The 23477-nt window shown below is 59.4% G+C and carries 24 protein-coding genes; 17 read left to right on the top strand and 7 right to left on the bottom strand.

The genetic code is table 11. The annotated features are described in order from the left end of the window. From ACN0SC_RS14375 to ACN0SC_RS14360, 4 genes are all read right to left on the bottom strand, one after another. On the bottom strand, positions 1 to 2268 hold the full coding sequence (locus ACN0SC_RS14375; RefSeq protein ID WP_417250378.1) for an ATP-binding protein: 2268 nt from the start codon (positions 2266 to 2268) through the stop codon (positions 1 to 3). A gap of 113 nt (positions 2269 to 2381) precedes the next feature. Then, positions 2382 to 3125 carry a metallophosphoesterase family protein gene (locus ACN0SC_RS14370; RefSeq protein WP_417250377.1) on the bottom strand — a complete coding sequence of 248 codons (744 nt, stop codon included), beginning with the start codon at positions 3123 to 3125 and terminating at the stop codon, positions 2382 to 2384. Between the two features lie 96 nt (positions 3126 to 3221). Continuing rightward, complete coding sequence (locus ACN0SC_RS14365) at positions 3222 to 3998, bottom strand: 3-keto-5-aminohexanoate cleavage protein (protein ID WP_417250376.1); 777 nt, start codon at positions 3996 to 3998, stop codon at positions 3222 to 3224. Further along, positions 3995 to 5323 carry an aspartate aminotransferase family protein gene (locus ACN0SC_RS14360; RefSeq protein ID WP_417250375.1) on the bottom strand — a complete coding sequence of 443 codons (1329 nt, stop codon included), beginning with the start codon at positions 5321 to 5323 and terminating at the stop codon, positions 3995 to 3997. The genes ACN0SC_RS14365 and ACN0SC_RS14360 overlap by 4 nt, the downstream gene beginning before the upstream one ends. Before the next feature lie 109 nt (positions 5324 to 5432). On the opposite strand from ACN0SC_RS14360, the gene ACN0SC_RS14355 reads away from it, so the two are divergent. The 6 genes from ACN0SC_RS14355 to ACN0SC_RS14330 all read left to right on the top strand — a co-directional run bounded on the left by ACN0SC_RS14355 (position 5433) and on the right by ACN0SC_RS14330 (position 11523). After that, positions 5433 to 6305, top strand: coding sequence for a MurR/RpiR family transcriptional regulator (locus ACN0SC_RS14355; RefSeq protein ID WP_417250374.1), 873 nt, complete (start codon positions 5433 to 5435; stop codon positions 6303 to 6305). A 50-nt stretch (positions 6306 to 6355) separates the two neighbouring features. Then, on the top strand, positions 6356 to 7321 hold the full coding sequence (locus ACN0SC_RS14350) for a TAXI family TRAP transporter solute-binding subunit (RefSeq protein WP_417250373.1): 966 nt from the start codon (positions 6356 to 6358) through the stop codon (positions 7319 to 7321). Between the two features lie 112 nt (positions 7322 to 7433). Then, a complete protein-coding gene (locus ACN0SC_RS14345; RefSeq protein ID WP_417250372.1) occupies positions 7434 to 10043 on the top strand; it encodes a TRAP transporter permease in 2610 nt (869 codons plus the stop codon). Beyond that, positions 10040 to 10471 (top strand): universal stress protein, encoded by a 432-nt coding sequence (locus ACN0SC_RS14340; RefSeq protein ID WP_417250371.1) that lies wholly within the window; start codon positions 10040 to 10042, stop codon positions 10469 to 10471. The genes ACN0SC_RS14345 and ACN0SC_RS14340 overlap by 4 nt, the downstream gene beginning before the upstream one ends. Positions 10472 to 10579: 108 nt before the next feature. Next, positions 10580 to 11104: a hypothetical protein gene (locus ACN0SC_RS14335; RefSeq protein WP_417250370.1), complete on the top strand. Its 525-nt coding sequence runs from the start codon at positions 10580 to 10582 to the stop codon at positions 11102 to 11104. After that, entirely contained in the window at positions 11101 to 11523 is a 423-nt protein-coding gene (locus ACN0SC_RS14330; RefSeq protein ID WP_417250369.1) for a gamma-glutamylcyclotransferase family protein, read from the top strand. Before ACN0SC_RS14335 ends, ACN0SC_RS14330 begins: the two co-directional genes overlap by 4 nt. A gap of 82 nt (positions 11524 to 11605) precedes the next feature. Here ACN0SC_RS14330 and serA read toward each other — a convergent pair whose 3' ends face one another. Both serA and ACN0SC_RS14320 read right to left on the bottom strand, forming a co-directional pair. Then, positions 11606 to 13198: a phosphoglycerate dehydrogenase gene (serA, locus tag ACN0SC_RS14325; RefSeq protein ID WP_417250368.1), complete on the bottom strand. Its 1593-nt coding sequence runs from the start codon at positions 13196 to 13198 to the stop codon at positions 11606 to 11608. A gap of 136 nt (positions 13199 to 13334) precedes the next feature. Next, entirely contained in the window at positions 13335 to 14477 is a 1143-nt protein-coding gene (locus ACN0SC_RS14320) for a phosphoserine transaminase (RefSeq protein ID WP_417250367.1), read from the bottom strand. Between the two features lie 214 nt (positions 14478 to 14691). Here ACN0SC_RS14320 and serB point away from each other — a divergent pair, with 214 nt between their 5' ends. The 6 genes from serB to ACN0SC_RS14290 all read left to right on the top strand — a co-directional run bounded on the left by serB (position 14692) and on the right by ACN0SC_RS14290 (position 19044). Then, on the top strand, positions 14692 to 15567 hold the full coding sequence (serB, locus tag ACN0SC_RS14315) for a phosphoserine phosphatase SerB (RefSeq protein WP_417250366.1): 876 nt from the start codon (positions 14692 to 14694) through the stop codon (positions 15565 to 15567). Between the two features lie 17 nt (positions 15568 to 15584). Then, the gene (locus ACN0SC_RS14310; protein WP_417250365.1) at positions 15585 to 16364 is read left to right on the top strand and encodes a TSUP family transporter; all 780 of its coding nucleotides are present in this window, start codon (positions 15585 to 15587) and stop codon (positions 16362 to 16364) included. A gap of 192 nt (positions 16365 to 16556) precedes the next feature. Continuing rightward, positions 16557 to 17081, top strand: a complete 525-nt coding sequence (locus tag ACN0SC_RS14305) for an invasion associated locus B family protein (RefSeq protein WP_417250364.1) — start codon at positions 16557 to 16559, stop codon at positions 17079 to 17081. A gap of 124 nt (positions 17082 to 17205) precedes the next feature. After that, entirely contained in the window at positions 17206 to 18387 is a 1182-nt protein-coding gene (rlmN, locus tag ACN0SC_RS14300) for a 23S rRNA (adenine(2503)-C(2))-methyltransferase RlmN (RefSeq protein ID WP_417250363.1), read from the top strand. A 93-nt stretch (positions 18388 to 18480) separates the two neighbouring features. Continuing rightward, complete coding sequence (locus ACN0SC_RS14295) at positions 18481 to 18831, top strand: hypothetical protein (RefSeq protein WP_417250362.1); 351 nt, start codon at positions 18481 to 18483, stop codon at positions 18829 to 18831. 21 nt (positions 18832 to 18852) lie between these two features. Beyond that, positions 18853 to 19044 carry a hypothetical protein gene (locus ACN0SC_RS14290; RefSeq protein ID WP_417250361.1) on the top strand — a complete coding sequence of 64 codons (192 nt, stop codon included), beginning with the start codon at positions 18853 to 18855 and terminating at the stop codon, positions 19042 to 19044. A 48-nt stretch (positions 19045 to 19092) separates the two neighbouring features. On the opposite strand, the gene ACN0SC_RS14285 is transcribed toward ACN0SC_RS14290, so the two are convergent. After that, positions 19093 to 19956, bottom strand: coding sequence for a TIGR00730 family Rossman fold protein (locus ACN0SC_RS14285; RefSeq protein WP_417250360.1), 864 nt, complete (start codon positions 19954 to 19956; stop codon positions 19093 to 19095). 109 nt (positions 19957 to 20065) lie between these two features. On the opposite strand from ACN0SC_RS14285, the gene dapD reads away from it, so the two are divergent. The 5 genes from dapD to ACN0SC_RS14260 all read left to right on the top strand — a co-directional run bounded on the left by dapD (position 20066) and on the right by ACN0SC_RS14260 (position 23469). Further along, positions 20066 to 20893 carry a 2,3,4,5-tetrahydropyridine-2,6-dicarboxylate N-succinyltransferase gene (dapD, locus tag ACN0SC_RS14280; protein WP_417250359.1) on the top strand — a complete coding sequence of 276 codons (828 nt, stop codon included), beginning with the start codon at positions 20066 to 20068 and terminating at the stop codon, positions 20891 to 20893. Beyond that, positions 20886 to 21245 carry a hypothetical protein gene (locus ACN0SC_RS14275; protein WP_417250358.1) on the top strand — a complete coding sequence of 120 codons (360 nt, stop codon included), beginning with the start codon at positions 20886 to 20888 and terminating at the stop codon, positions 21243 to 21245. Before dapD ends, ACN0SC_RS14275 begins: the two co-directional genes overlap by 8 nt. 72 nt (positions 21246 to 21317) lie before the next feature. Then, positions 21318 to 22460 (top strand): succinyl-diaminopimelate desuccinylase, encoded by a 1143-nt coding sequence (gene dapE / locus ACN0SC_RS14270; protein ID WP_417250357.1) that lies wholly within the window; start codon positions 21318 to 21320, stop codon positions 22458 to 22460. Next, positions 22457 to 22882, top strand: a complete 426-nt coding sequence (locus ACN0SC_RS14265; protein WP_417250356.1) for a GNAT family N-acetyltransferase — start codon at positions 22457 to 22459, stop codon at positions 22880 to 22882. The genes dapE and ACN0SC_RS14265 overlap by 4 nt, the downstream gene beginning before the upstream one ends. Before the next feature lie 17 nt (positions 22883 to 22899). After that, positions 22900 to 23469 carry a TIGR04282 family arsenosugar biosynthesis glycosyltransferase gene (locus tag ACN0SC_RS14260; protein ID WP_417250355.1) on the top strand — a complete coding sequence of 190 codons (570 nt, stop codon included), beginning with the start codon at positions 22900 to 22902 and terminating at the stop codon, positions 23467 to 23469. Positions 23470 to 23477: the final 8 nt, after the last annotated feature.

The following is a 23477-nucleotide window of genomic DNA, read 5'->3' as shown; positions in this document are numbered from 1 at the left end:
TCACGCTTTCAACGCGGTGCCGCTATCTCCTTGCACCTCGGCGGGCTGGTCATCCATCGGCGCAACGGGGCGGCATTCGGGCACGTGCTCCATCAGGATACGGTCGATGATCGCGGCCTTTCGCAGCGGTTTGGTCATGTAGTGATCCAGCCCGTGGGAGAGGATTTCCTCCTCGTCACCAGCCATCGCATGTGCCGTCATCGCCACGATGGGCACATGGCGGCCCGTGGTCTCCTCGATCTTGCGGATTTCGCGCGTCGCCTCTTTCCCGTCCACCTCGGGCATGGAGATATCCATAAACACAAGATCGGGGCTGAAACTCTTGTAGAGGTCAATCGCCTCGCGCCCGTTGCTGGCGAATTTCAACTCCACATCAAGCGCCTTAATCATCTTGCTAAATACCAACTGGTTGGTCTTGTTATCCTCCGCCGCAAGTATGCGCATCCGCCGAGGCGCGGACGGAGCAGCAGCGGTCACGGCGTCGTTCATCGGATCAGCGGCCGCATTCGGCTGCCACGCGCCGCCCCAGTCACTCGGCGCATCATCGCGCGGCAATTCGAAGGGTTCCAATTTCGCCATCGCCGCGCATAGGTCGGAACGCAGCAGCGGACGTTGCAGAACAACCATCTCCCTCTCGTCAGCAAGCTTAAGGCGATGCATCCCGCTAATCATCAGGACGATAGGCGCGCGGATGCCCGCCTTCCGCAGTTTTTCCACCATTTCCGTATACGCACCGTCAGGCATATCTGCGCTCAACAACACGACCTCGGCGGCGGACGCGGCCGTTATCGCCTCCTGCACCGACTTGAAGCTCTTGGTCAGCACACCGAGCGCCGCCAGCTGTTTGCTCAGGATATCGCGGTGCGCGGCCACGTGGTCGATCACCATCGCGTTCTGCACCCAATTGGGCAGCGAGCTGGACGGCGCATCGCCCGCAATCTCCATTTCGAGATGGAAGCCGAACACCGACCCCTCGCCCTCGACACTATCGACCCAAACCTCGCCCCCCATCAGGCTCACCAACTCGCGCGTGATCGCAAGGCCAAGCCCCGTACCCTCGAAGGAACGATTGCGCTCGTCCTCGACCTGATTGAACTCTCCGAAAATATGGTCGCGCAGGTCGTCGGGAATGCCGATGCCTGTGTCCTCGACGGAAACATGGACGCGCTCGCGACTGCCTTCCTTGGCTGGCAATCCGACCACGCGCACGATGACATGGCCCTCCTTGGTGAACTTGACCGCATTTCCCACGAGATTGGTCAGCACCTGACGCACCCGCCCCGGATCGCCGATAAAGCGCGTAGACAAGAACATATCGTAGTCAATGACGAGGCTTAGACCCTTTTGCGCCGCCGTGGGCTGGAGCAGGACCAGCACATCCTGAATGCAACGCTCAAGGTCGAATTCCTCGGGATGGAGCGAGAGTTTGGAGGCTTCGATTTTCGAATAGTCCAGCACGTCGTTGATCATGTTCAACAGCGAATGGCCGCTCGACTTGATCGTCTCGACATAGAGCGCCTGCTCCTCGGTCAGATCCGTATCCGCAAGCAGATCGGCCATACCAACCATACCGTTCATCGGCGTGCGGATTTCGTGGCTCATATTGGCGAGAAATGCGGACTTGGCGCGGTTGGCGCTTTCGGCCCTGACCCGCGCCTTCTTCAACCGCTCCTCATAACGGATGGTGGAAGTGATATTGAGGCCGAGCGACACCATATCGCCATCGCGGGACCGATGGTCGACCAGTTTAACGAACTGGTTGTTCCAAAGCCGCACCGTTTGGGGTTCGCGTGTCTGCGCGCGCCAGCGGGCCACCGCCGCCTCGATAAATTCCTCGCGCGCCATGTCACCGATGTCAACGATCCCCTCCTCGGTCGCCAGACGGACAATCTCCTCGTAGGTGATGCCTGGCCGGACTGCCTCCAATCCGTCGAACACCCGAACATAGGCCGAGTTTGCTGCGACCAACTCATCCTGCGCGTTGAACACCGCAAAGCCGTCCTGAATGGTCTCCAGAGAATCCCACAGGCGCCGCTCGGCGATTACCATCGCCGTGTTCGCCCGCTCCAGATCCTTCTTCGCGCGCGTGTAATCATGCTTGAGGTGTTCAGCCTCCTCGCGCGTCTCGATGATCTGGCCCGACAGGTTCAGCGCGTGGTTCGACAGCTTTCGATTGGCGTCATAGAGTTCAGCCTGTTTGAGCTCCAACATCCTCTCGGCGGCCAATCGTGCGCGGCGCTCTGCGGCGAGCGTCTCTGACAAGTCCATGTGCGACCTCGTAAATCCCTGCCCGCACGCAATTGCGGACTGATGTTACTGTGTCGCCCGTCGATGAATCCTTGGTTAATGGATTGCCGAAAATGCGCAGGACATTCGGACCGTCACGCAGGTCGCATATGCTCTAACGGCGCGCGCCCCGTTTCAGTCACGATCTCCTCCGCGCCATTCTCGATCACAAGAACCGAAAGCGGTCGGCCGTAGCCCGCGCCACTGTCGATATCAATGCGGTTGCCGAAATGCGTCGGTGCGTCGAGCGCCGTGTGTCCATGCACCACCATCCACGGCAATGGCGCGTGATGGTCAAGCCACCCCTCACGAATCCAGATCAGGTCATCCTCGGCCTGATCCTCCAACGCCACCCCGGGCCTGACCCCCGCATGGACGAAGAGATACCCTTCCCACTCGTAGGTCAGAGGCAGGTGGTCAAGAAAGTCGATATGCGCCTCGGGCACAGCGGCCTTGGCACGCATATGCGCTACTTCGAAATCGCCGTCCTCCGCTTCTACCCCGTAAGACGCCAGCGTCGCCGTTCCGCCAAGCGCAGGGTGGAGCCAGCTTTTGCCCGATTTGATTTGCTCGTCATGCGGGATCCCGTTGCGCACAAAACGACAGAACATGCGGTCGTGATTGCCGCGGATCACAACCCACGGCTCCCCGCGCGCCACGCCATCCATCAAGAACTCGATCACCCCGCGACTGTCAGGGCCGCGATCCGTGTAGTCCCCAAGGTGGACAATCTGCGCCGCCTCGTCGCCATGCTCCGCCTTATCGCGCGCAATCCGCGCATGTGCGGCCTTGAGCATTTCCAACTGACCGTGCACATCACCGATGGCGTAAATTCGCATAGCTCTTCCTTTCGCGGACGTTTCGGGCTGGGTAGCCCGCTCGTGTCACACATCTATGACGATGCGCGCGAAGATGGAAGGGAGCCGCCCCGCGACCTATCGCAGCCCCGCCCGTATCAGATGCGCCACGAGAGCACGAACACGTGCCGTGTTGTCGGGCGCAATCCGCCCCTCGGCATCAACGGTGGAGTTCTCGAACCCGATCCTACACTTGCCTCCTGCGCGCACCGCTTCGGTCAGGCAATCCGTCTCCCCCTGACCGAAAGCACAGCAGGCCCAGTCGGGCGAGAAGGGCGATTCCTGCAACCAGTCCAGAAACGGGCGCAGGTCGTCGGGCTTGGAATTGCGGTCTTCGGAGTATCGCCCTAGCACGAAGAGGAGTTGCAGATCAGGCGAGGTCAGAGCCTCTTTTGTCAGGATTCGGGTCAATGACTCGGCGTCATCTCGACTGTAAAGGATATGCTGGATCGTGATCCCGCGCTCGGCACATTCGGCGTAGAAGCGTTTGGCAAACCCGATGTCGTCTGACGTGATTTCGCGCGGCGCGGCGGAAATGTAGCGAGCATCTGTGTCGAAGGCGACCGCCGCTTGTTCCTGAGGAGTGAACCGCCCGACAGCCTCGGTGGTGATCTGCGCTGTCATCTGAGGAACCTGACGTTCTAGCTCGGCAAGCACTTCACGATATCGACCCGAATCCAGCACATGACGGCCTTCTTCGTCACGCACGTGGATATGGATGGCTCCCGCCCCTTCGGCGGCGCAGGCCAGTGCGCAGGCGACGATTTCTTCCGTGGTGACGGGCACATTCGGATGGTCGGATTTCTGGAGCCGCGCGCCATTAGGCGCGACCATGATATCGGCCAGCGCATTCATCCCAACACACTCCGAATGGCGCTATCAAGTTTGTCGATCAATTCTTCCAACTCCGTATCACTTATTATGAAAGGCGGCGCGAGGAGAACATGATCGCCCCTTCGCCCGTCAATCGTCCCGCCCATCGGGTAGCAAATCAACCCCGCCTCGAATGCGGCCGCCTTGATCTTTTTGTGGATGGTCTCGCTGGGATCAAACGGTTCTTTCGTGTCGCGGTCGCGCACGATCTCAAGACCCTGAAACATACCGCGTCCGCGAATATCTCCGATGTGTGGATGGTCCGATAATGCCTGCTTTAGAGCCTTTTCGAGCTTCTCACCCATTTCCGCCGCCCGCGCGGTCAGCCCCCCATCGGTCAATTTCGTGACGACCGCATCCGCCGCCGCGCAGGAGGTCGCGTGTCCGATATAGGTATGACCGTGCTGGAAGAACCCCGACCCCTTCGCAAAGGCATCGTGGATTTTCCCCGTGCAGAGCGTTGCTCCAATGGGCACATATCCCGCGCCCAATCCCTTGGCGATAGTCACAATGTCCGGCACCACCCCGTCCTGTTCACAGGCAAAGAGCGTCCCCGTTCTGCCCATACCGCACATCACCTCGTCGAGGATCAGCAAGACACCGTGCCTGTCGCAAATTTCGCGGACCCGTTTGAAGTATCCAGGCACCGCGCCAACTGCACCCATGGTGGCACCCACAACAGGTTCAGCGATGAAACCGATCACCGTTTCAGGGCCGAGTTCTGCCAGTTTTGTCTCTAATTCATCCGCAACCCGCCGCCCGTAGTCCTCAAGGCTCTCACCGTCCGCGCGGTCGCGATAGGGCGCACAAGGAGCGATGTGATGGCTTTCGGGCAGGAGGGGCGCGAAGGGCTCTTTGCGCCACGCATTCCCGCCCGCGGCCAGCGCGCCGAGCGTGTTGCCGTGGTAGCTTTGGCGCCGCGCGATGAAGCGGGTGCGCTGAGGCTCGCCGATCTCGATCACATACTGCCGCGCCATTTTCAGCGCCGTTTCCACCGCTTCCGACCCGCCAGAGACGAAGTAGACTTTTTCGATCCCTTCGGGCGCATGGTCGATCAGCCGCGCAGCGAGCCGTTCGGCGGGGTCGTTGGTGAAGAACCCCGTATGCGCGAAAGCCAATGTGCTTACCTGCTCCTTGATCGCCGCGATCACATCGGCGTCCGAATGGCCAAGGCACGACACCGCCGCGCCCCCCGAGCCGTCGAGGTAGCGTTTGCCTGCGGCGTCAATGATATAGCATCCCTCGCCCCGCACGGCGCGCGGTGGGGTGGTGATGGACGAGCGGTGAAATACGTGTGAGGTGGTCATGGCGACACTCCATTAGAGTTACGCCCCATTGTGAAACGTATGTTTCTTCCTTTGACAATCTTTGAAACACTTGAAACACTCACAAGCGTGTTTTTGCGCGGGAGTGACCATGAATTCAGCCGTTTCCGACCGTCTGGCCGCCGCCTATCCCGATCTGAGCCCCCAACTCAGGCAGGCAGGGAATCACCTTGTGGCCCATCCCATCGACGTTCTCACCCGCTCCCTGCGACAGGTTGCGGGCGATGCGCGGGTCTCTCCCGCCACCCTGTCACGTCTGGCGCGAATCCTCGGCTTTTCCGACTATGCCGCGCTACGGGACGCGATGCGCGAGGATCTGCGTCGCTCGGTGACGCCGCATTTCACCGCCCGCGCCGAGACCCTGCGTAGTGGCCACACGGGGCGCAGTTCCGACTTCCTTGCCCGCCACGCCGAAGCCAGCCGCGCCAATATCACCGCTCTGGTCAGCGCGCTCGACGGCGACCGTTTGGACCGCGTGGCCGAGCGCCTGTCGCGCGCCCGAAAAACCGTGCTTATCGGTGGATTAGGGTCGAGTGGTGCGATGGATTACATGGGATATATGGTGAGCTTTCTAGGCGACACATGGCGTGTCGCAGGACGCGCGGGCATGTCCTACGCCTCCGAACTGGCCGAGCTCACCGAGGAGGACGCGGTTCTGGTCCTCACCAAAGTGCCAAGCGCGCGAAACTCCGTGCATGCCGCCCGCATCGCCGCCGACCGTGGCGCCTTCACCGCCGTGGTCACAGACAGTCACACTTGCCCCGCGCTTGCCTTCGCCAGTGATTCGTTTCTTCTGCCTTGCGAGGGACCAGGCTTCTTCACCTCCTATGTGCCCAGCATCTTTTTTCTCGAAGCGCTCATGGCAGCATTGGTGCGTATAGCTGGCCCAGAAGCACTTGATCGCATAGCTGAGGTCGAGAGGATCAACCGCGCGCTCAACGATGTGGTTGACCCATCGGGATAAACGTTCTTTTATCATCCGTTAAAAACCATGTTACTTGGGAGAGATACAACATGACCAAACAAACCCCCTTCGCTCTGGCCGCTATTGCCGCAGGTGCCCTCGTGGCATCCAGCGCTGCTGCCGAGGAATTCATCACCATCGGCACCGGCGGCGTCACTGGCGTCTACTACCCGACAGGCGGCGCAATCTGCCGTCTGGTCAACAAGGGCCGCAAAGACCACGGCATCCGTTGCTCGGTCGAATCCACTGGCGGTTCCGTTTACAACGTGAACACCATCAAGGAAGGCGAGCTGGAATTCGGCGTCGCTCAATCCGACATCCAGTACAACGCCTATAACGGCGTCGTGCAGTTCGAAGGCGACGCATTCGAAGGCCTCCGCGCGGTATTCTCCGTGCACCCCGAGCCCTTCACCGTTGTGGCCCGCGCTGATGCCGACATCACCTCGTTCGAGGATCTCAAAGGCAAACGCGTGAACATCGGCAACCCTGGCTCTGGCCAGCGTGCGACGATGGAAGTCCTTCTCGAAGCGATGGACTGGTCCACCGACGACTTCGCACTGGCGTCCGAGCTTAAAGCTTCCGAGCAGTCCGCAGCCCTCTGCGACAACCAGATCGACGCGATGGTTTACACCGTTGGTCACCCCTCTGGTTCCATTCAGGAAGCAACCACCGCTTGCGATTCCGTACTCGTCAACGTGACGGGCGACGTGGTCGACGGTCTGATCGAAGAATATCCCTTCTATCGTAAGGCAACGATCCCTGGCGGCATGTATCGCGGCAACGACGCAGACACCACGACCTTCGGTGTTGGCGCGACCTTCGTGACCTCCGACGCTGTGTCCGAGGAAGCCGTCTACGCCGTTGTTTCCTCTGTCTTTGAAAACTTCGAGGACTTCACTGGCCTGCACCCTGCTTTCGCCAACCTCAAGCCTGAGGAAATGGCAACCGCGGGTCTTTCCGCTCCGCTGCACCCCGGTGCTGCGAAGTACTACAAAGAGCAAGGCTGGATCGAGTAATCGACTCTGACACTCTTGCGGGGGGCGGCACATACCGCCCCCCGATTTCGTTTAATGAAAATCAATAATAATCGGAACATCGCAGGCACCAGAGAGTGTCACAGGGGGCGTCATGTCTGAGAAACAGAAATCAGCACTTAACGAAGACGAACTACAGGAACTGGTGGCCGCATCAGATAGCGGCGCGCGTGTCGTTCCTGGACCGATCGGAACATTTATCGCCGCCGTAGCGCTGATCTGGTCGATATTCCAAGTGCTTTTGGCCTCACCTGTTTCGCCCTACATCCTGCCTGGCGATGTGATCAACAACGCCCGCCAGATCCACCTCGCCTTCGCGATTTTCCTTTCCGCGATGGCCTATCCCCTGTTCAAATCCGCCCCCACCAACAAGGTGCCGTGGTATGACTGGGTACTCGCCATTGGCGGCGCGATTCTGGCCATGTATGGCTATGTCTTCTACGAGAAGATCGTGAACAACGGCGGCCTGGCCGACCAAACGGACGCATGGTTCGCGGTTGCGGGCCTCGCCTTCCTCTTCATCGCGGCCTATCGGACACTCGGTCCTGTCATGGTCGTGCTGGCACTGATCTTCCTGTGCTACGTCTTCTTCGGCGCATCCGAGAACGTCCCGGATTCGATCCGTTGGGCGGGCGCCTCACTTCGCAAGGCCATGAGCCACATGTGGATCACGTCGGAAGGCGTCTTCGGCATCGCGCTCGGCGTTTCCACCAAATTCGTGTTTCTCTTCGTCCTCTTCGGCGCACTGCTCGATAAGGCGGGCGCGGGGAACTACTTCATCAAAATGGCGTTCGGCGCGCTCGGCCACCTGCGTGGCGGTCCCGCGAAAGCAGCCGTTGTCGGCTCCGCCGCAACGGGCCTGATCTCCGGCTCGTCGATTGCCAACGTTGTCACCACGGGGACATTCACCATTCCGCTGATGAAGCGGGTTGGCTTCTCCCCTGAAAAGGCGGGCTCCGTCGAAGTGGCCTCCTCCGTGAACGGCCAGATCATGCCCCCCGTTATGGGCGCGGCAGCCTTCCTGATGGTTGAATATGTGGGGATTTCCTACTTCGAGGTTATCACCCACGCCTTCCTGCCCGCGCTGATTTCCTACATCGCGTTGGTCTACATCGTTCACCTCGAAGCGGTGAAGAACAACATGCCCACGATCGGCAACAAGGTCGTGTCTCTGGGCCGCACCGTTGGCGGCATGTTCCTCTTCTTCGCGGGTTTTGCACTTCTGTGTTACGCGACACAATTCCCTGTCCGCGCGATTGTCTCCCTCGTGCCCGAAGGTGCGGGTTGGGTGCTCGCAGTTCTGCTTGGCGCTGTTTACCTTGCCCTGATCAAACTGGCCGCGACCGTTCCCGAACTGGAAGCCGACGATCCCAATGCAGCGCTGGTCGAACTGCCTGATGTGACCCAGATCTACAAAGCGGGTCTCTACTACCTCATGCCGATCATCGTGCTGGTCTACTTCCTGATGATCGAACGCAAGTCGCCTGGCCTTTCGGCTTTCTGGGCAACCTTCCTGTTGTTCTTCATCCTGCTCACGCAAAAGACGCTCAAGGCGTATTTCCGTGGTGAAGACAACGCCATCGCACAGCTCAAAGACGGGCTTTTCGATCTCGTCGAAGGCATGATCAGTGGCGCGCGCAACATGATCGGCATCGGTCTTGCTACCGCCACGGCGGGTATCATCGTGGGCACTGTCTCGCTGACGGGTATTGGTCAGGTGATGGCCGATTTCGTCGAGTTCCTCTCGGGCGGCAACTTGATCCTCATGCTGATCTTCGTGGCGATCCTGTCGCTGATCCTCGGCATGGGCTTGCCCACCACAGCGAACTACATCGTGGTCTCCTCGCTCATGGTCGCCGTTGTGGTCGAGCTTGGCGCGCAGTCTGGCCTCGTTGTTCCGCTGATCGCCGTTCACCTCTTCGTCTTCTACTTCGGGATCATGGCGGATGTGACGCCACCTGTGGGCCTCGCCAGTTTCGCCGCCGCCGCCGTGTCGGGCGGGGATGCGATCCGCACGGGCTTCACCGCATTCTTCTACAGCTTGCGCACCGTGGCGCTGCCCTTCGTGTTCATCTTCAACACGGACCTGCTGCTCATTGACGTGACGCCGCTTCAGGGCGTGATCGTCTTCATCGTGGCGACCATCGGTATCCTTGTCTTTACCGCCGCGACCATGGGCTACTTCCTCACGAAGTCGCGGATTTGGGAGACCGTCGGGCTGCTGCTCGTGGCCTTCGCACTCTTCCGCCCCGGCTTCTTCATGAACCAGGTTCAGCCGCCCTACCACGACATCGAACCGATCGCGTTCGAGGCGGCGCTGGCCGAAGCCCCCGAGGGTTCGACCCTGCGCACGGTGGTCTCCGGACCTGACTTCGATACGCTGGAGATCAAGGAACTCACCCTCGCACTCAATGTGCCCGAGGGCGATGCCGCCGCGCGCCTCGATGCGCTCGGCCTGATGCTGGCTCCCGAGGGCGATGTTATGCGCCTCGACGAGCCGATGTTCGGCGCACCCGTGTCCGAAAAACTGTCGACCTTCGACTTCTACGGCGATGATCCCGTTCAGATCACCGCAATTCAGGCGCCGGCAAACCAGCTCCCCAAAGAGCTGATCTTCATCCCTGCACTTCTGTTGCTGGCATTCATCGCATTCTTGCAAAACGGCCGCGCTAAAGCGGTTACTTCGAAAGGAGTTGCGGCATGACCAAGACAATCCTCTGTGCCATCGACGTCAATCGACCCGAAGACGAAACACGTGTGCTGTCCACCGCGTTCAATCTCGCGCAGGCGGAAGGGGCACAACTCGACGTGATCTCTGTCATTCCCGATTTCGGAATGAGCGTCGTCGGCGGGTTCTTCAAAGAGGGCCACTCCAAGGATGCCAAGAAGCACGCCAAGGAGTTGCTCAACGATCTGGTGACGAAAGTCGTCGGTGAGGAAGCCAATGCCAAGACCCGCCACATCGTCGGTGTCGGCTCGGCCTATCACGAGATTCTGCTTACCGCTGAAAAGGCGGACGCCGACCTGATCGTTCTGGGCGCGCACCGCCCCGATCTCAAGGACTACCTGCTCGGCCCGAACGCCGCACGTGTTGTCCGCCACGCCAAATGCTCGGTCTACGTGGTCCGCTAAAACAGACCCTGATCCAGCCGAACAACACGCCCGCGCGAGCTCTGCTTGCGCGGGCGTTTGTGTAGTGCGAATGTCGGCGCATAAAGTGCCAACGGAGACCACAGAAAGATGAAATCGCTTCGAGAAGTGCAAGTATATGTTCTGTATTCCATCGGGGCCGTAATCGTTCTGGGAATCGCCCTCGTCAACGGTGCCAATTTCGGAATGGCCCTCGGAGCAGCAGCCGGCTCCGTAACCGCCCTTTTAGCCCTGCAAACGTATCATCGTGATGCCAAACTGCGCCGCGCGGAATGGCTCTACCGCCTCTACCAACAGTTCTACGAAAACGACCGTTTCGACCCGATCCGCCGCCTTCTGGACTACAAACCAGAGGACGAGATCAAACAACTCGCGCGGGATATCGAAGCGGAGGACGGCACCGTTGTCCATGAAGCTTTCGTGGACTACCTCAACTTCTTTGAATTCATCGCCGTGCAACTCAAATACGGCAATCTCAAGCGCGACGAAGTGTTCGACATGTTCGAGTATTACATCAACGGCCTGAACGAACACGAATTCGTCCTCAAGTATCTCACGGACTACGGGTATGAGAATCTGACCGACCTCGTGGCGGAAGCGAAGAAGAGGGCATGATGACCGATCTCCACGCCGCGGATGGCGACCTTCTGTTCGTCTATGGCACGCTGATGCACGCCACCAGCGGCAACAAAATGGCCGATCTGCTACGCGCAAATTCCGAGCATCTGGGCGCGGCGCAGATGCAGGGCAAACTCTACCGCGTCAATCACAGCTATCCTGGTGTGACCGATAGCGATGATCCTGATGACGTGGTGCATGGCGATCTGTTTCGTCTGGACGAGAACGCAGACAAGGTCATCGCCGCCCTCGATCTTTACGAGGACATCGGCGGCACCTTTTCCGAGCCATATGAATACCGCCGCGAAAGGCGTCAGATCCAAAGCGACGATGGCACAGTGACCGCGTGGGTCTACATCTACAACTGGCCAATTGAGGAGGCCACACGCATCACGAATGGCCGCTTCATCGCCTAAACATCTGCGCAGACGCGCAACGGAAAAGGCCGCCCCGAGGGGCGGCCTTAATCGTTTCTAACCTTGCCTTATCTGGGCGCGATTATGCTTTGAAGTGCAGCGGGTTCACACGTTGGAATAGACCCGATGCCTTGAGCGCTTCGACCGTCTCAGGCTTCAGCGGCGTATCGAGGAAGGTGATCGCAATCGCGTCACCACCCGCATCCGCGCGGCCAAGGGTGAAGTTCGCGATGTTCTCTTCATGCTCGGCAAGCAGCGTGCCGAGTTTACCGATGATGCCCGGAACGTCCTTGTTCGTGGTGTAGAGCATGTGCTCGCCCACTTCGGCGTCGATGGTGATGCCTTTGATCTGGATGAAGCGCGGCTTGCCATCGGAGAAGACCGTGCCCGCGATGGTGCGGTATTTCTCGACGGTCTGGATGTCGAGTTTGATGTAGCCGTCAAACGCGCCGCTTGCATCCTGCGTGGTTTTCGAAAGCTGGATACCGCGCTCTTTCGCGATCACCGGAGCGGAGACCATGTTCACGTCGGGGTTCACGGCCTGCATGATGCCCGCGACAACGGCGGCTTCCAGTGCCTTGAGGTTCATCTCGGAGGCAACACCGTCGTAGGTGATGTTGATCGTCTCAATCGCTTCCTCGGTGACTTGGCCGATGAACGAACCGAGATGCTCGGCCAGCTTGACCCACGGGCCCATGACCTTGGCTTCTTCGGCAGTCATCGAAGGCATGTTGAGCGCGTTCTCAACGGCACCGTCGATGAGGTAGTTAGACATTTGCTCGGCCACTTGCAGCGCCACGTTTTCTTGCGCTTCCGTGGTGGAGGCGCCGAGGTGCGGGGTGCAGACCACGTTGGGCAGGTTGAACAACGGGTTTTCTTTGGCGGGTTCTTCGGCGAACACGTCAAAGGCCGCGCCAGCGACATGGCCGGATTTCAGCAGTTCGGCCAGAGCGACTTCGTCCACAAGACCACCACGGGCACAGTTGATGATCCGCACGCCTTTTTTGGTTTTCTCAAGGTTCTCTTTCGAGAGGATGTTGCGGGTCGAATCGGTCAGCGGAACGTGCAGCGTGATGAAGTCGGCGCGTTTGAGAAGTTCGTCGAGTTCGACTTTCTCAACACCCATTTCAGCGGCGCGCTCTTCGGAGAGGAAGGGATCGTAAGCGATCACTTTCATTTTCAGGCCAATCGCGCGGTTACAAACGATGCCGCCGATGTTGCCTGCGCCGATGACGCCGAGGGTCTTCGCAGTCAGCTCGGTGCCCATAAATTTCGACTTTTCCCATTTGCCCGCGTGGGTAGACACGGAGGCTTCGGGGATCTGGCGTGCCACGGAGAACATCATCGCAATCGCGTGTTCTGCGGTGGTGATCATGTTGCCGAAGGGCGTGTTCATCACGATCACACCTTTTTTCGACGCGGCTTCCTTGTCGACGTTGTCGGTGCCGATACCGGCGCGACCGACCACTTTGAGGTTGTCGGCTTTTTCCAGAAGCGAGGGTGTCACTTTGGTGGCAGAGCGGATGGCGAGGCCGTCATATTTGCCGATGACTTCGGCAAGCTTCTCTTTGTCTTTGCCAAGCTCGGGCATGAAGTCGACTTCGATGCCACGGTCGCGAAAGATCTGGACGGCGGTTTCCGAGAGTTTGTCGGAGACGAGAACTTTGGGGGCCATTTGGCGCACTCCTTGGTCAATAAATTCTTTTGGGGGGACGTGCGGGCGTGTCCGCCCGCAGCACTATCCGAAAATGGTCGTCTGCCGACACGTGCCATACACATGTCCGACAGATGTCCGACGCAAAGCAGACGCCTTATTGCGCGGCGATTTCTGCTTCAAAGGCCCATTCGAGCCACGGCATCAGAGCCTCGATATCGGAGGTCTCAACCGTGCCACCGCACCAGATACGAAGGCCCGCAGGCGCGTCGCGGTAAGCGCCGATATCCAGCGCAACCCCTTCATTTTCAAGGCGTTTTGCAACGGCCTTGGCGAAGGCGGCGCCGTCTTTGATGCGCTCGTCGGTGAACTTGAGGCACACAGAGGTGTTGGACGCCGTTGCAGGATCATTGGCGAGGTTGGCAATCCAGGGCTTCGCGTCACAGAACTCCTTGATAACATTGGAGTTTGCATCCGCGCGAGCGATCAAACCCTTGAGCCCGCCGACCGATTTCGCCCAGTCCAGAGCGACCAGATAATCCTCAACCGCCAGCATGGAAGGCGTGTTGATCGTGGCACCAGTGAAGATACCGTCGATCAGCTTGCCACCTTTGGTCAGGCGGAAGATTTTCGGAAGCGGCCAGGAAGGTGTATAGTTTTCAAGGCGTTCCACGGCGCGCGGGCTCAGGATCAACATCCCGTGCGCGGCTTCGCCACCCAGAACTTTCTGCCATGAGAAGGTGGTCACATCGAGCTTGTCCCAAGGCAGGTCCATCGCAAAGGCCGCCGAAGTCGCGTCACAGATGGTAAGCCCTTGACGGTCCGAGGGAATTTTGTCGCCGTTGGGGAGACGCACACCAGAGGTCGTGCCGTTCCATGTGAAGACAACATCGGTGTCGAAATCAACGTCAGCGAAGTCCACGATGTCGCCGTAGTCGGCGGTTTTCACTTCGGCGTCGATCTTGAGTTGCTTGACCACATCAGTCACCCAACCCGCGCCGAAGCTTTCCCATGCACACATGGTTGCCTTACGCGCACCGAGCAGAGACCAAAGCGCCATTTCAACGGCACCAGTATCAGAGGCGGGGACGATCCCGATCTTGTAATCGGCAGGAATGCCAAGAACTTCGCGCGTCGTCTCGATAGCGGCCTTCAGCTTTTCTTTGCCGATAGCCGCGCGGTGCGAACGACCAAGCGGAGCATCTTTGAGGAGATCAAGGGAAAACGTCGGAATCTTGGCACAGGGGCCAGACGAAAAACGCGGGTTAGCCGGCCGCGTTGCCGGAGCTTGAATAGCCATTGCTGGTATCCTTCCAGATATGTGCCTCTCGTTGGGGAGAGGTGTCCCGCCGCCGCGTTTATAGGGAGAATCTCCGTCTGGCAATTCCCAATCTCGTGACAGGCACATTTTGTCGCGCCGTTGGTGCAGGAGGCCCGAATACGCCACGGCCCCTAGTCACGCAGGCGGGCACGCGTTATGAGGCGGCAAGATCCATCCACGGAGGTTTTGCCCGATGTTCGTCGTCACCCTTCTGACCCACCCCGCTAACCCGTCCCTTGGCCGCGAGCCTGTAGAGGCGCTACGCAATGCGTGGGGCGGCGGGGATGCACAATGGCTGGCCACGGGAGAAGCAGCTGAATTCATTGTGGAAACGGCGCCGAGCAATGCTTCCGATGTCTGGTCCTCGCTGCAAGGTGAGGACATCGACATGGTGATCCAACCCCTCGAAGGGCGGCGTAAAAAGATGCTTCTGGCGGATATGGACAGCACGATGATCCAACAGGAATGCATCGACGAACTGGCTGCCGAAGCAGGCGTGGGCGACCGTGTGGCGGAGATCACAGCCAAGGCGATGAACGGCGAGCTGGACTTTGAGGGCGCGATTGACGAGCGCGTTGGCTTGCTGGCCGATCTGCCCGAAAGCATCATCGACCACGTGCTGAACACGCGTATCACCTTCATGCCCGGCGGCAAGGCGCTTCTGGCTACGATGAAGGCAAATGGTGGCTACGCGGCGTTGGTGTCGGGTGGCTTTACGGCGTTTACCGCAAAGGTCGCCGCAGAGTTGGGTTTTGACGAGAACCGCGCGAATACCCTTGAAGTGGCAGACGGCAAGCTGACGGGCCGCGTGGTGCGTCCGATCCTTGGGCAGGAGGCCAAACTCACCGCGCTCAACGAGATCACTGCAACGCTCGGAATCGACCATTCAGAAGTAATTGCCGTAGGTGACGGGATGAATGATCTGTTGATGCTGTCGAGCGCGGGAACGGGTGTAGCGCTGCACGGCAAACCTGCGCTTCAGGCGAAGTGCGATGTGAAGATCAACCACGGCGACCTTACTGCCTTGCTCTATATTCAGGGTTATTCAAAGGATGAGTTCGCGGTCTGATCCGTGGACCGTGCCTGATGGAAAACCTCACCGACCTCGCCTTTGTCGTGTCCTCCGAGACACTCGCTCTTCTCATCGTCGCGGCATTCGTTGCGGGGTTCGTGGATAGTATTGCGGGCGGCGGCGGGCTGATTACGGTGCCTGCGCTGCTGCTCGCGGGCGTGCCGCCGGTCACCGCGCTGGCGACGAACAAGGTGCAAGGGCTGTTCGGCGCGGCGATGGCGGCGATCAACTACGCGCGAGCGGGTCACGTTGATCTGGCGCGGCAATGGGCTTCGGCGCTCCTGTCCTTTGCGGGTGCCGTATGTGGCGCACTGCTGGCCGCCTCCCTGCCTACGGATGTGATCCGCATCGGGCTGCCCTTTCTTCTCATCGCCATCGCGCTTTTCTTCGCTTTCAAGAAGGGCCTTGGTGATCTCGACCGCGCACAGCGGATGACGCCTTTTCTCTTTGGCCTGACTGTCGTGCCCGCGATCGGGTTTTACGACGGAATGCTCGGACCTGGCACGGGCGCGTTTTTCATGATCGCCTTCGTTGGGCTTGCGGGGTTTGGCGTGCTCAAGGCGACCGCACACACGAAACTATTGAACTTCGCGTCCAATGTCGGCGGCTTGGCAGGGTTCCTGTTGGTTACATCACCTCTGTGGGCGCTTGGGCTGGCCATGGGGGCGGCACAGATCGCGGGCGCCTATATCGGCTCGAAGCTCGCCACGAAGATAGGCGCAGGACTGATCAAACCTGTGCTTGTCGTGACCTCAACGGCGCTCGCTGTGAAGCTTCTCTCCGAGTGGCTCTAAGCTGCTTAATCTATAGGCAAAGGCCGCGTTTTCACGTTTCAGCGAATTTCTGCCAACACGGCTTTCCCAAAACCGTGGAATTACGTATGGTGACCGCAGTATAAGAAACAGGCCCGTTACGCGACCAACCCCTCGCACCAAGACAGGGACGCGCGTATTGATCGGGCGAGGTAGTCAGAGGCAGTCGAACCCATGTTCCACTACACCAAACAGCTTATTGCCAGCGCAGCGATCGCCGTGTGCGCCACAGCCGCATTTGCGCAGGAGAGCTCCAATCAGGTCGCAGAAAACACAGATTGGTATGGCTTTCAGGATTCTGGCCAATGCTGGGCCGTGTCCAAACCGAAAGAAACCGTCAACACCGATGCATCGGGGCGGATCAAATCCGTGCGTCGTGGGGAGATCCTGCTCTTTGTCTCTTATGCGCCAGGCGATGGCGTGAATGGTCAGGTGTCCTTCGCGGGCGGTTATCCCTTTGCTTCGGGTTCCGAAGTCACGATGGAGATCGGCGGCACGTCTTTCGCGCTCTTCACCGAAGGTGAAACGGCATGGGCCACGACCCCAGAAGACGACAGCAAGATCGTTGCGGCGATGAAGCGCGGGGCTTCGGCCATTCTGACGGGGCGCTCCTCACGGGGCACCATTACCAAAGACACCTTCTCTCTTCTGGGGTTCACAGCGACCGTTGAGGACGCGGCCAAGCGGTGCAGTAACTGATCATTCCTTTCAGGAATTTAACGACACGAACCCTGCGCCGCGGCGCGGGGTTTTTCATGCGGCTTCCCTAAAGCGTGAGAATCCTGTAGAAGCGGCGCTCATTCACACCATCCACGAGTATCCCATGGCACCGAGCGCACCCATCACGCAGGACGTTTTGACCATTCCGCGCAAAGACGGCGAGAGCGGCGACAAGATCAATCTTGTCGGCCTGACCCGCGACGCGATGCGTCAGATTCTGATTGAGGCGGGCACGCCTGAGAAACAAGCGAAAATGCGCGTGGGACAGATCTGGCAATGGATCTACCAGTGGGGCGTGCGCGATTTTGACTCCATGACGAACCTGTCGAAAGCCCTGCGCGCGGAATTGACGGAGCGCTGCGATATCCGTGTGCCCGAGGTCGTGTCCAAACAGGTCTCCGAGGATGGCACCCGCAAGTATCTCGTCCGTATCAACGGCGGGCACGAAGTCGAAGTCGTCTATATCCCTGAAGAGGATCGCGGCACGCTCTGTGTCTCGTCGCAGGTGGGCTGCACGCTGACCTGCTCCTTCTGCCATACAGGCACACAGAAGCTGGTGCGTAATCTCACGGCCGGCGAGATCGTCGGTCAGGTAATGATGGCACGTGACGACCTCGGCGAATGGGCCGAGCGCGGTGCGACCAACGAGGGCAAGGCGCGGCTTTTGTCCAACATCGTTCTGATGGGTATGGGTGAACCGCTCTACAATTTCGAGAACGTGCGCGACGCGATGAAGATCGTAATGGACCCCGAGGGCATCCAGCTTGGCCGCCGCCGCATCACGCTTTCGACTTCTGGGGTCGTCCCCGAAATCCACCGCACCGCGAAAGAAATCGGCTGCCTTCTGGCCGTATCCTTCCACGCGACCGACGACGAGACGCGCAACAAACTCGTGCCGATCAACAAACGCTGGAACATCGAGGCGCTTCTTGATGCGCTGCGCGAATATCCCAAGGCGTCGAACTCCGAGCGGATCACCTTTGAATATGTCATGCTGAAAGGCGTCAACGACAGCGACGAAGATGCGCATCGTCTCGTAGCATTGCTCAAGGGCATTCCCGCGAAAGTGAACCTCATTCCGTTCAACGAATGGCCAGGATCGCCCTATGAGCGGTCATCGAACAACCGCATCCATGCCTTTGCGAAAATCCTGATGGCAGCAGGCTATGCCTCCCCGATCCGAACCCCGCGCGGCGAGGACATCATGGCGGCCTGCGGCCAACTCAAATCCGCCACCGAACGGGCACGCAAATCACGAGCGCAGATCGAAGCTGAAGCCAAATGACCTAAAGGCTGTTGGCGGTCGGCTCACAGTTACTCGCGAGTCGCGCCAGCAGCGTTAAAGGCTTCTTCACCAACGCCGAGTCATGGTGTTGGCATGAAACACGATATCGCCAGATTCGCCGCCATCAACGACATCCCTCGCAGGCCCCATACTTCTCTTGCGTCTGCGCCACGGCCTGTCGGGGCATATGTCACAACTATCGTCAGGCAGACAAAGCAGAAACGCTCCCTGCGCGCACATCGTCCGCGGGCCGCGCATACGCTTCGTGCGTGGCTCGCGCATGAGGTCGCCGCCTGTCGCAACGACGCGGAATTGCAGCACCTGATCATCGAACGCGGTTATGCCATCCACATCGGGTGCAACGCACCGCTGATCTGCACCTCCGACGGCGAGCCGATCTGTTTCGTCGATGCGCTCAAGCCAGCTGTAGCCACACCCTCCTGACCCCAATTCCGCGAGAGTCCCATGGAAAACATCACTCTTTGCCTGCCCAGAACCACTATCGAACTTCTGCATATAATCGCGCGCCTGAAGGGCGAAACCATTGGATCGGTGCTGCAGGACATGGCGATGGAACGCTATATGAAGGACATGATAGGCCTGCGCCGCAACGCCATCGTGATCGAGGGTGACGCCCAAGAGGTAAAGGTGCAGTGACCCAATGAGCAGGGGTGCAACAGACTACGCCCCTGTCGACCCCTACGCTTAGCGCCCGGGAATATCCCTGCGCCGCTCGTCGGTGCTACCCCACGTATCGATCACTTCGATTGCCTCCTCAGCAGTCTCCACAAACCTGAAGAGGTCGAGATCATCGCGGGAAATCGTGCCCGCATCGGCCAGCGCCTCCCAGTTGATGATCCTGTTCCAGAAATCGCCGCCGAAAAGCACCACGGGAATGCGGTTCATCCGCCCCGTCTGGATCAGCGTCAGCGTCTCGAACATTTCATCCAGCGTCCCGAAGCCGCCAGGGAAGACAGCCAGAGCCTTCGCGCGCATCAGGAAATGCATCTTGCGGATCGCGAAGTAATGGAAGTTGAAACACAGATCAGGCGTGACGTATTCGTTAGGAGCCTGCTCATGGGGCAGCACAATATTGAGACCGATGGAAACGCCACCCGCATCCGCCGCGCCACGGTTGCCTGCCTCCATCACACCAGGACCACCGCCCGTAACAATCACGTCTTCGCGGTGTCCATTGCACTTTGCCCGCTCCGTCATCAATCGCGCGAAGGTCCGCGCCTCATCGTAGTAGCGAGACAATTCGGCAAGGGTCTCGGTCTTGGCAGTTTCTTTCTTGGATGGCTCAGGGATACGCGCACCACCGAACATCACGATGGTGCTTTCCACCCCGTATTCGCTCATCATCATTTCGGGTTTGAGCAATTCAAGCTGCAATCGGACAGGCCGCAGCTCGTCACGACACATGAAATCCACATCGGTGAATGCCAGTTCATAGGCCGGCGCACGGGTTTGCGGCGTGTCGGGTGTCTGGCGCACCGCCTCCATGTCCATGTGACTGTCACGCAGCGGATGGCGGCGGTGGATCGGGGAAGTTTGATTGTCGGACATTTTGCCTCTTCTTTGTCTGGTGTGCGGCGCTCTTGTCTCGTGCGTTGCGCCTTTGCTCGGCACCGACTATAGCCTCTTGGGAAAGATATTCCATGATCGGGAGGACCTTATGTCCAACGCACAACTCGAAACCGCCATCGAAGCCGCTTGGGAAGCCCGCGACTCGATCACCCCTGCCACAACAGGCGAGACTCGCGATGCTATCGAAAACACGCTCGCCGCGCTCGACAGTGGCACACTGCGCGTTGCCGAGCGCCGTGAGAACGGTGACTGGCACGTAAACCAGTGGGCAAAAAAGGCCGTACTTCTGGGCTTCCGCATCAAGGACATGGAAGAGCAGTCCGGCGGCCCGCAGGGCGCAGGCTGGTGGGACAAGGTCGACAGCAAGTTCAAAGGCTGGGGCGATGACCAGTGGAAAGAGGCAGGCTTCCGCGCCGTGCCCAACTGCGTCGTTCGCAAATCCGCCTACATCGCACCTGGCGTGGTTCTGATGCCATCGTTTGTGAACCTCGGCGCCTACGTCGATGAGGGCACGATGGTTGATACATGGGCCACTGTCGGCTCCTGCGCACAGATCGGCAAGGGCGTTCACCTGTCGGGTGGCGTCGGCATTGGCGGCGTTCTGGAACCGATGCAGGCGGGTCCGACCATCATTGAGGACAACTGCTTCATCGGGGCGCGCTCCGAGGTAGTAGAAGGCTGTATCGTCCGCGAAGGCTCCGTGCTCGGCATGGGTGTCTTCATCGGCAAGTCCACCAAAATCGTGGACCGCGAAACGGGCGAAGTAATGTATGGCGAAGTGCCGCCCTACTCCGTGGTCGTCGCGGGCTCCATGCCATCCAAGAACGGTATCAACCTCTATTGCGCCGTGATCGTGAAGCGCGTCGACGCCCAGACCCGTTCGAAAACTGGCATCAACGAGCTGCTTCGTGACTGATAAGCCGAAGAAAAAGTCCTCGCGGCAAAAGGTCTACACCCTCCTCGTCCAGATCGGGCGCAAGGAGGGTGACGGGCTTCCAAAGGGCGCGACGGGCGGGGCCTTGATGGTCTATGCCTCTGGCGTCGACGAGGCGGAGGCTGTGCGCGAGACAGTCGCCGTACTTAAGACGGCAGATGTCGCCCCCCTCGACGTGACAGGTTATGGCACCCGTGACGAGCGGATCGCCCAAGGCCACGATATCTCCGACGAGGAAGACGCACTAATGCAGCGGGCCCTTGAGGAGAACGCAGTTATCGTCGCGCAAATGACACCGTTTTTCGACGGTGAGGAAAGCGGCGAACAGCCGTAACTCACGGCAAGTGTTCTGTTTGTCTTTCGCGCATGGGGACGCTAACCCTTTTGCAAGCGAAGGAGCCCGTGCATGACCATTGATCCCATCCAATTAACCGCCGATCTGATCCGGTGCGAAAGCGTAACCCCGAATGAGGGCGGCGCGCTTGTCTTGCTCGACGGGCTGCTCACGGAGGCGGGGTTCGCCTGCACCCGTGTGGATCGGGGCGAAACCTCAAACCTATTTGCCCGTTGGGGCGACAAGGATGCACCCACCTTGGGCTTTAACGGTCACACCGACGTTGTGCCCGTAGGCGACATCGACGCATGGACCAAAGACCCATTCGGTGGCGAGATTTCTGACGGGATTCTTTGGGGGCGTGGTGCGACAGATATGAAATCGGGAGTGGCTGCATTCGCCGCCGCCGCGATTGATTATGTGACCCGAAACCAGCCCGAAAACGGATCCATCGCACTTGCAATCACGGGTGACGAGGAGGGTGACGCAACGGATGGAACAGTCGCGCTCCTTGACTGGATGGCGGCCAATGGCGAGCGCATGACCGACTGTCTTGTGGGGGAACCAACCTGCCCCGAGACAATGGGCGAGATGATGAAGATCGGGCGGCGCGGCTCGCTGACGGCCTATTTCACCGCGCGGGGCGTTCAGGGGCATTCGGCCTACCCGCACCGCGCCAAGAACCCGATCCCCGCCCTAGCTGCCCTCGTCGATCAACTCGCGCGCCATTCGCTCGATCAAGGCACATCGCATTTCGACCCTTCCACGCTCGCGGTGACGACCTTTGATACAGGAAATCCCGCAACGAATGTGATTCCCGCCGAATGCCGCGCAACCGTCAATATCCGCTTCAACGACGCGCATACGGGTGCAGAGCTCATCGCATGGCTTGACGCGAAGGCGGCGAAAGTGGCGGAGGATTTTGACATCGAAATCGACACCCGCGCGACGATTTCAGGTGAGAGTTTTCTCACCGAACCTGGCGCATTCGTGGACCTCGTCGCGCAGGCAGTCGAGGCGGAAACGGGCGTTACCCCCGCGCTCTCTACATCGGGCGGAACGTCGGACGCGCGGTTTATTCAGGCCCACTGCCCTGTGGTCGAATTCGGCCTCGTCGGAAAGACAATGCACAAGGTGGACGAGCACGTTCCCGTAGAGCAGATCACCCAACTCAAGCGGGTCTATTTCCGCATAATCGAGACGTATTTCGCATGACCGTGACTATTCAGGAAGCAACAGATTTCGACGCCTGCCGCGCACTCCGGATCGAAGTATTCGTGAAGGAACAGGGGATCGCAATGGAAGACGAGATTGACGATCTTGATAACCAGTGCACGCATTTTCTGGCTTGTGATGAGGGCGGCACCCCTGTGGGGACGGCACGTGTTTACGAGGTTGGAGACGTGGGGAAAATCGGGCGTGTTTGTGTGCTTGCGTCGCATCGGGGCACGGGGCTTGGCGCAAAGCTGATCACCCATTGCATTGATGTTCTCGGCACTCGACCGCGCCTGCGGACCGCACGCCTAGGCTCGCAGGACCACGCCGTAGGGTTCTACGAGAGACTCGGGTTCAAGGTTGTGGGTGACGTTTACCTCGACGCAGGCATCCCACATTACGACATGGAACGCGCGCTTTGAGGCCCCGCCTCGTCGTAATGGTCAAGGAACCGCACGCGGGTCGTGTCAAAACCCGACTGGCGCGAGACGTGGGTGTGGTGCGCGCAACGTGGTGGTACCGCCATAATGTGATGCGGGTGCTGCAACGCCTCGAGTCCCCGAGATGGAGTTTGGTGCTGGCCGTTAGTCCCGACGTGGAGGGCTTGACCAGTCGTATCTGGCCCTCGCACATTCCCCGTATTCCTCAAGGGCGCGGCGATCTCGGCGAGCGGATGCGAAGCATTTTCGATACGCTTGCACCCGCACCAACCTGCATTATCGGCTCAGACATTCCCGACGTGAATCATAGCCATATTCGAGCCTGTTTTGCTACTTTAGGATCGAATGATGCCGTGGTTGGCCCTGCGCCAGATGGCGGCTACTGGCTCATCGGTCTTCACAACGCACGCGCTACAAACAGGACGTTTATGCGAGATGTGCGCTGGTCGACCTCACATGCGCTGAGCGACACAATTGCCAGCCTTCCTGATGCGTCATGGGCTTACGGTCCTGCACTTCGCGATGTCGACACGCGCAGGGATTTGGACGCGATCCACGGGACAACATGATGCATTCC

Source organism: Celeribacter sp. (assembly GCF_048261515.1).
GTDB lineage: Bacteria > Pseudomonadota > Alphaproteobacteria > Rhodobacterales > Rhodobacteraceae > Celeribacter.
Note: the sequence above shows the minus strand (reverse complement) of the source record. Positions and strands in the feature narration are given on the sequence as shown.

Coding starts and splice junctions, on each gene's coding strand:
- ACN0SC_RS14375 (WP_417250378.1), bottom strand. CDS start 2,268: ATGGACTTGTCAGAGACGCTCGCCGCAGAGCGCCGCGCACGATTGGCC.
- ACN0SC_RS14370 (WP_417250377.1), bottom strand. CDS start 3,125: ATGCGAATTTACGCCATCGGTGATGTGCACGGTCAGTTGGAAATGCTC.
- ACN0SC_RS14365 (WP_417250376.1), bottom strand. CDS start 3,998: ATGAATGCGCTGGCCGATATCATGGTCGCGCCTAATGGCGCGCGGCTC.
- ACN0SC_RS14360 (WP_417250375.1), bottom strand. CDS start 5,323: ATGACCACCTCACACGTATTTCACCGCTCGTCCATCACCACCCCACCG.
- ACN0SC_RS14355 (WP_417250374.1), top strand. CDS start 5,433: ATGAATTCAGCCGTTTCCGACCGTCTGGCCGCCGCCTATCCCGATCTG.
- ACN0SC_RS14350 (WP_417250373.1), top strand. CDS start 6,356: ATGACCAAACAAACCCCCTTCGCTCTGGCCGCTATTGCCGCAGGTGCC.
- ACN0SC_RS14345 (WP_417250372.1), top strand. CDS start 7,434: ATGTCTGAGAAACAGAAATCAGCACTTAACGAAGACGAACTACAGGAA.
- ACN0SC_RS14340 (WP_417250371.1), top strand. CDS start 10,040: ATGACCAAGACAATCCTCTGTGCCATCGACGTCAATCGACCCGAAGAC.
- ACN0SC_RS14335 (WP_417250370.1), top strand. CDS start 10,580: ATGAAATCGCTTCGAGAAGTGCAAGTATATGTTCTGTATTCCATCGGG.
- ACN0SC_RS14330 (WP_417250369.1), top strand. CDS start 11,101: ATGATGACCGATCTCCACGCCGCGGATGGCGACCTTCTGTTCGTCTAT.
- serA (WP_417250368.1), bottom strand. CDS start 13,198: ATGGCCCCCAAAGTTCTCGTCTCCGACAAACTCTCGGAAACCGCCGTC.
- ACN0SC_RS14320 (WP_417250367.1), bottom strand. CDS start 14,477: ATGGCTATTCAAGCTCCGGCAACGCGGCCGGCTAACCCGCGTTTTTCG.
- serB (WP_417250366.1), top strand. CDS start 14,692: ATGTTCGTCGTCACCCTTCTGACCCACCCCGCTAACCCGTCCCTTGGC.
- ACN0SC_RS14310 (WP_417250365.1), top strand. CDS start 15,585: ATGGAAAACCTCACCGACCTCGCCTTTGTCGTGTCCTCCGAGACACTC.
- ACN0SC_RS14305 (WP_417250364.1), top strand. CDS start 16,557: ATGTTCCACTACACCAAACAGCTTATTGCCAGCGCAGCGATCGCCGTG.
- rlmN (WP_417250363.1), top strand. CDS start 17,206: ATGGCACCGAGCGCACCCATCACGCAGGACGTTTTGACCATTCCGCGC.
- ACN0SC_RS14295 (WP_417250362.1), top strand. CDS start 18,481: ATGAAACACGATATCGCCAGATTCGCCGCCATCAACGACATCCCTCGC.
- ACN0SC_RS14290 (WP_417250361.1), top strand. CDS start 18,853: ATGGAAAACATCACTCTTTGCCTGCCCAGAACCACTATCGAACTTCTG.
- ACN0SC_RS14285 (WP_417250360.1), bottom strand. CDS start 19,956: ATGTCCGACAATCAAACTTCCCCGATCCACCGCCGCCATCCGCTGCGT.
- dapD (WP_417250359.1), top strand. CDS start 20,066: ATGTCCAACGCACAACTCGAAACCGCCATCGAAGCCGCTTGGGAAGCC.
- dapE (WP_417250357.1), top strand. CDS start 21,318: ATGACCATTGATCCCATCCAATTAACCGCCGATCTGATCCGGTGCGAA.
- ACN0SC_RS14265 (WP_417250356.1), top strand. CDS start 22,457: ATGACCGTGACTATTCAGGAAGCAACAGATTTCGACGCCTGCCGCGCA.
- ACN0SC_RS14260 (WP_417250355.1), top strand. CDS start 22,900: ATGGTCAAGGAACCGCACGCGGGTCGTGTCAAAACCCGACTGGCGCGA.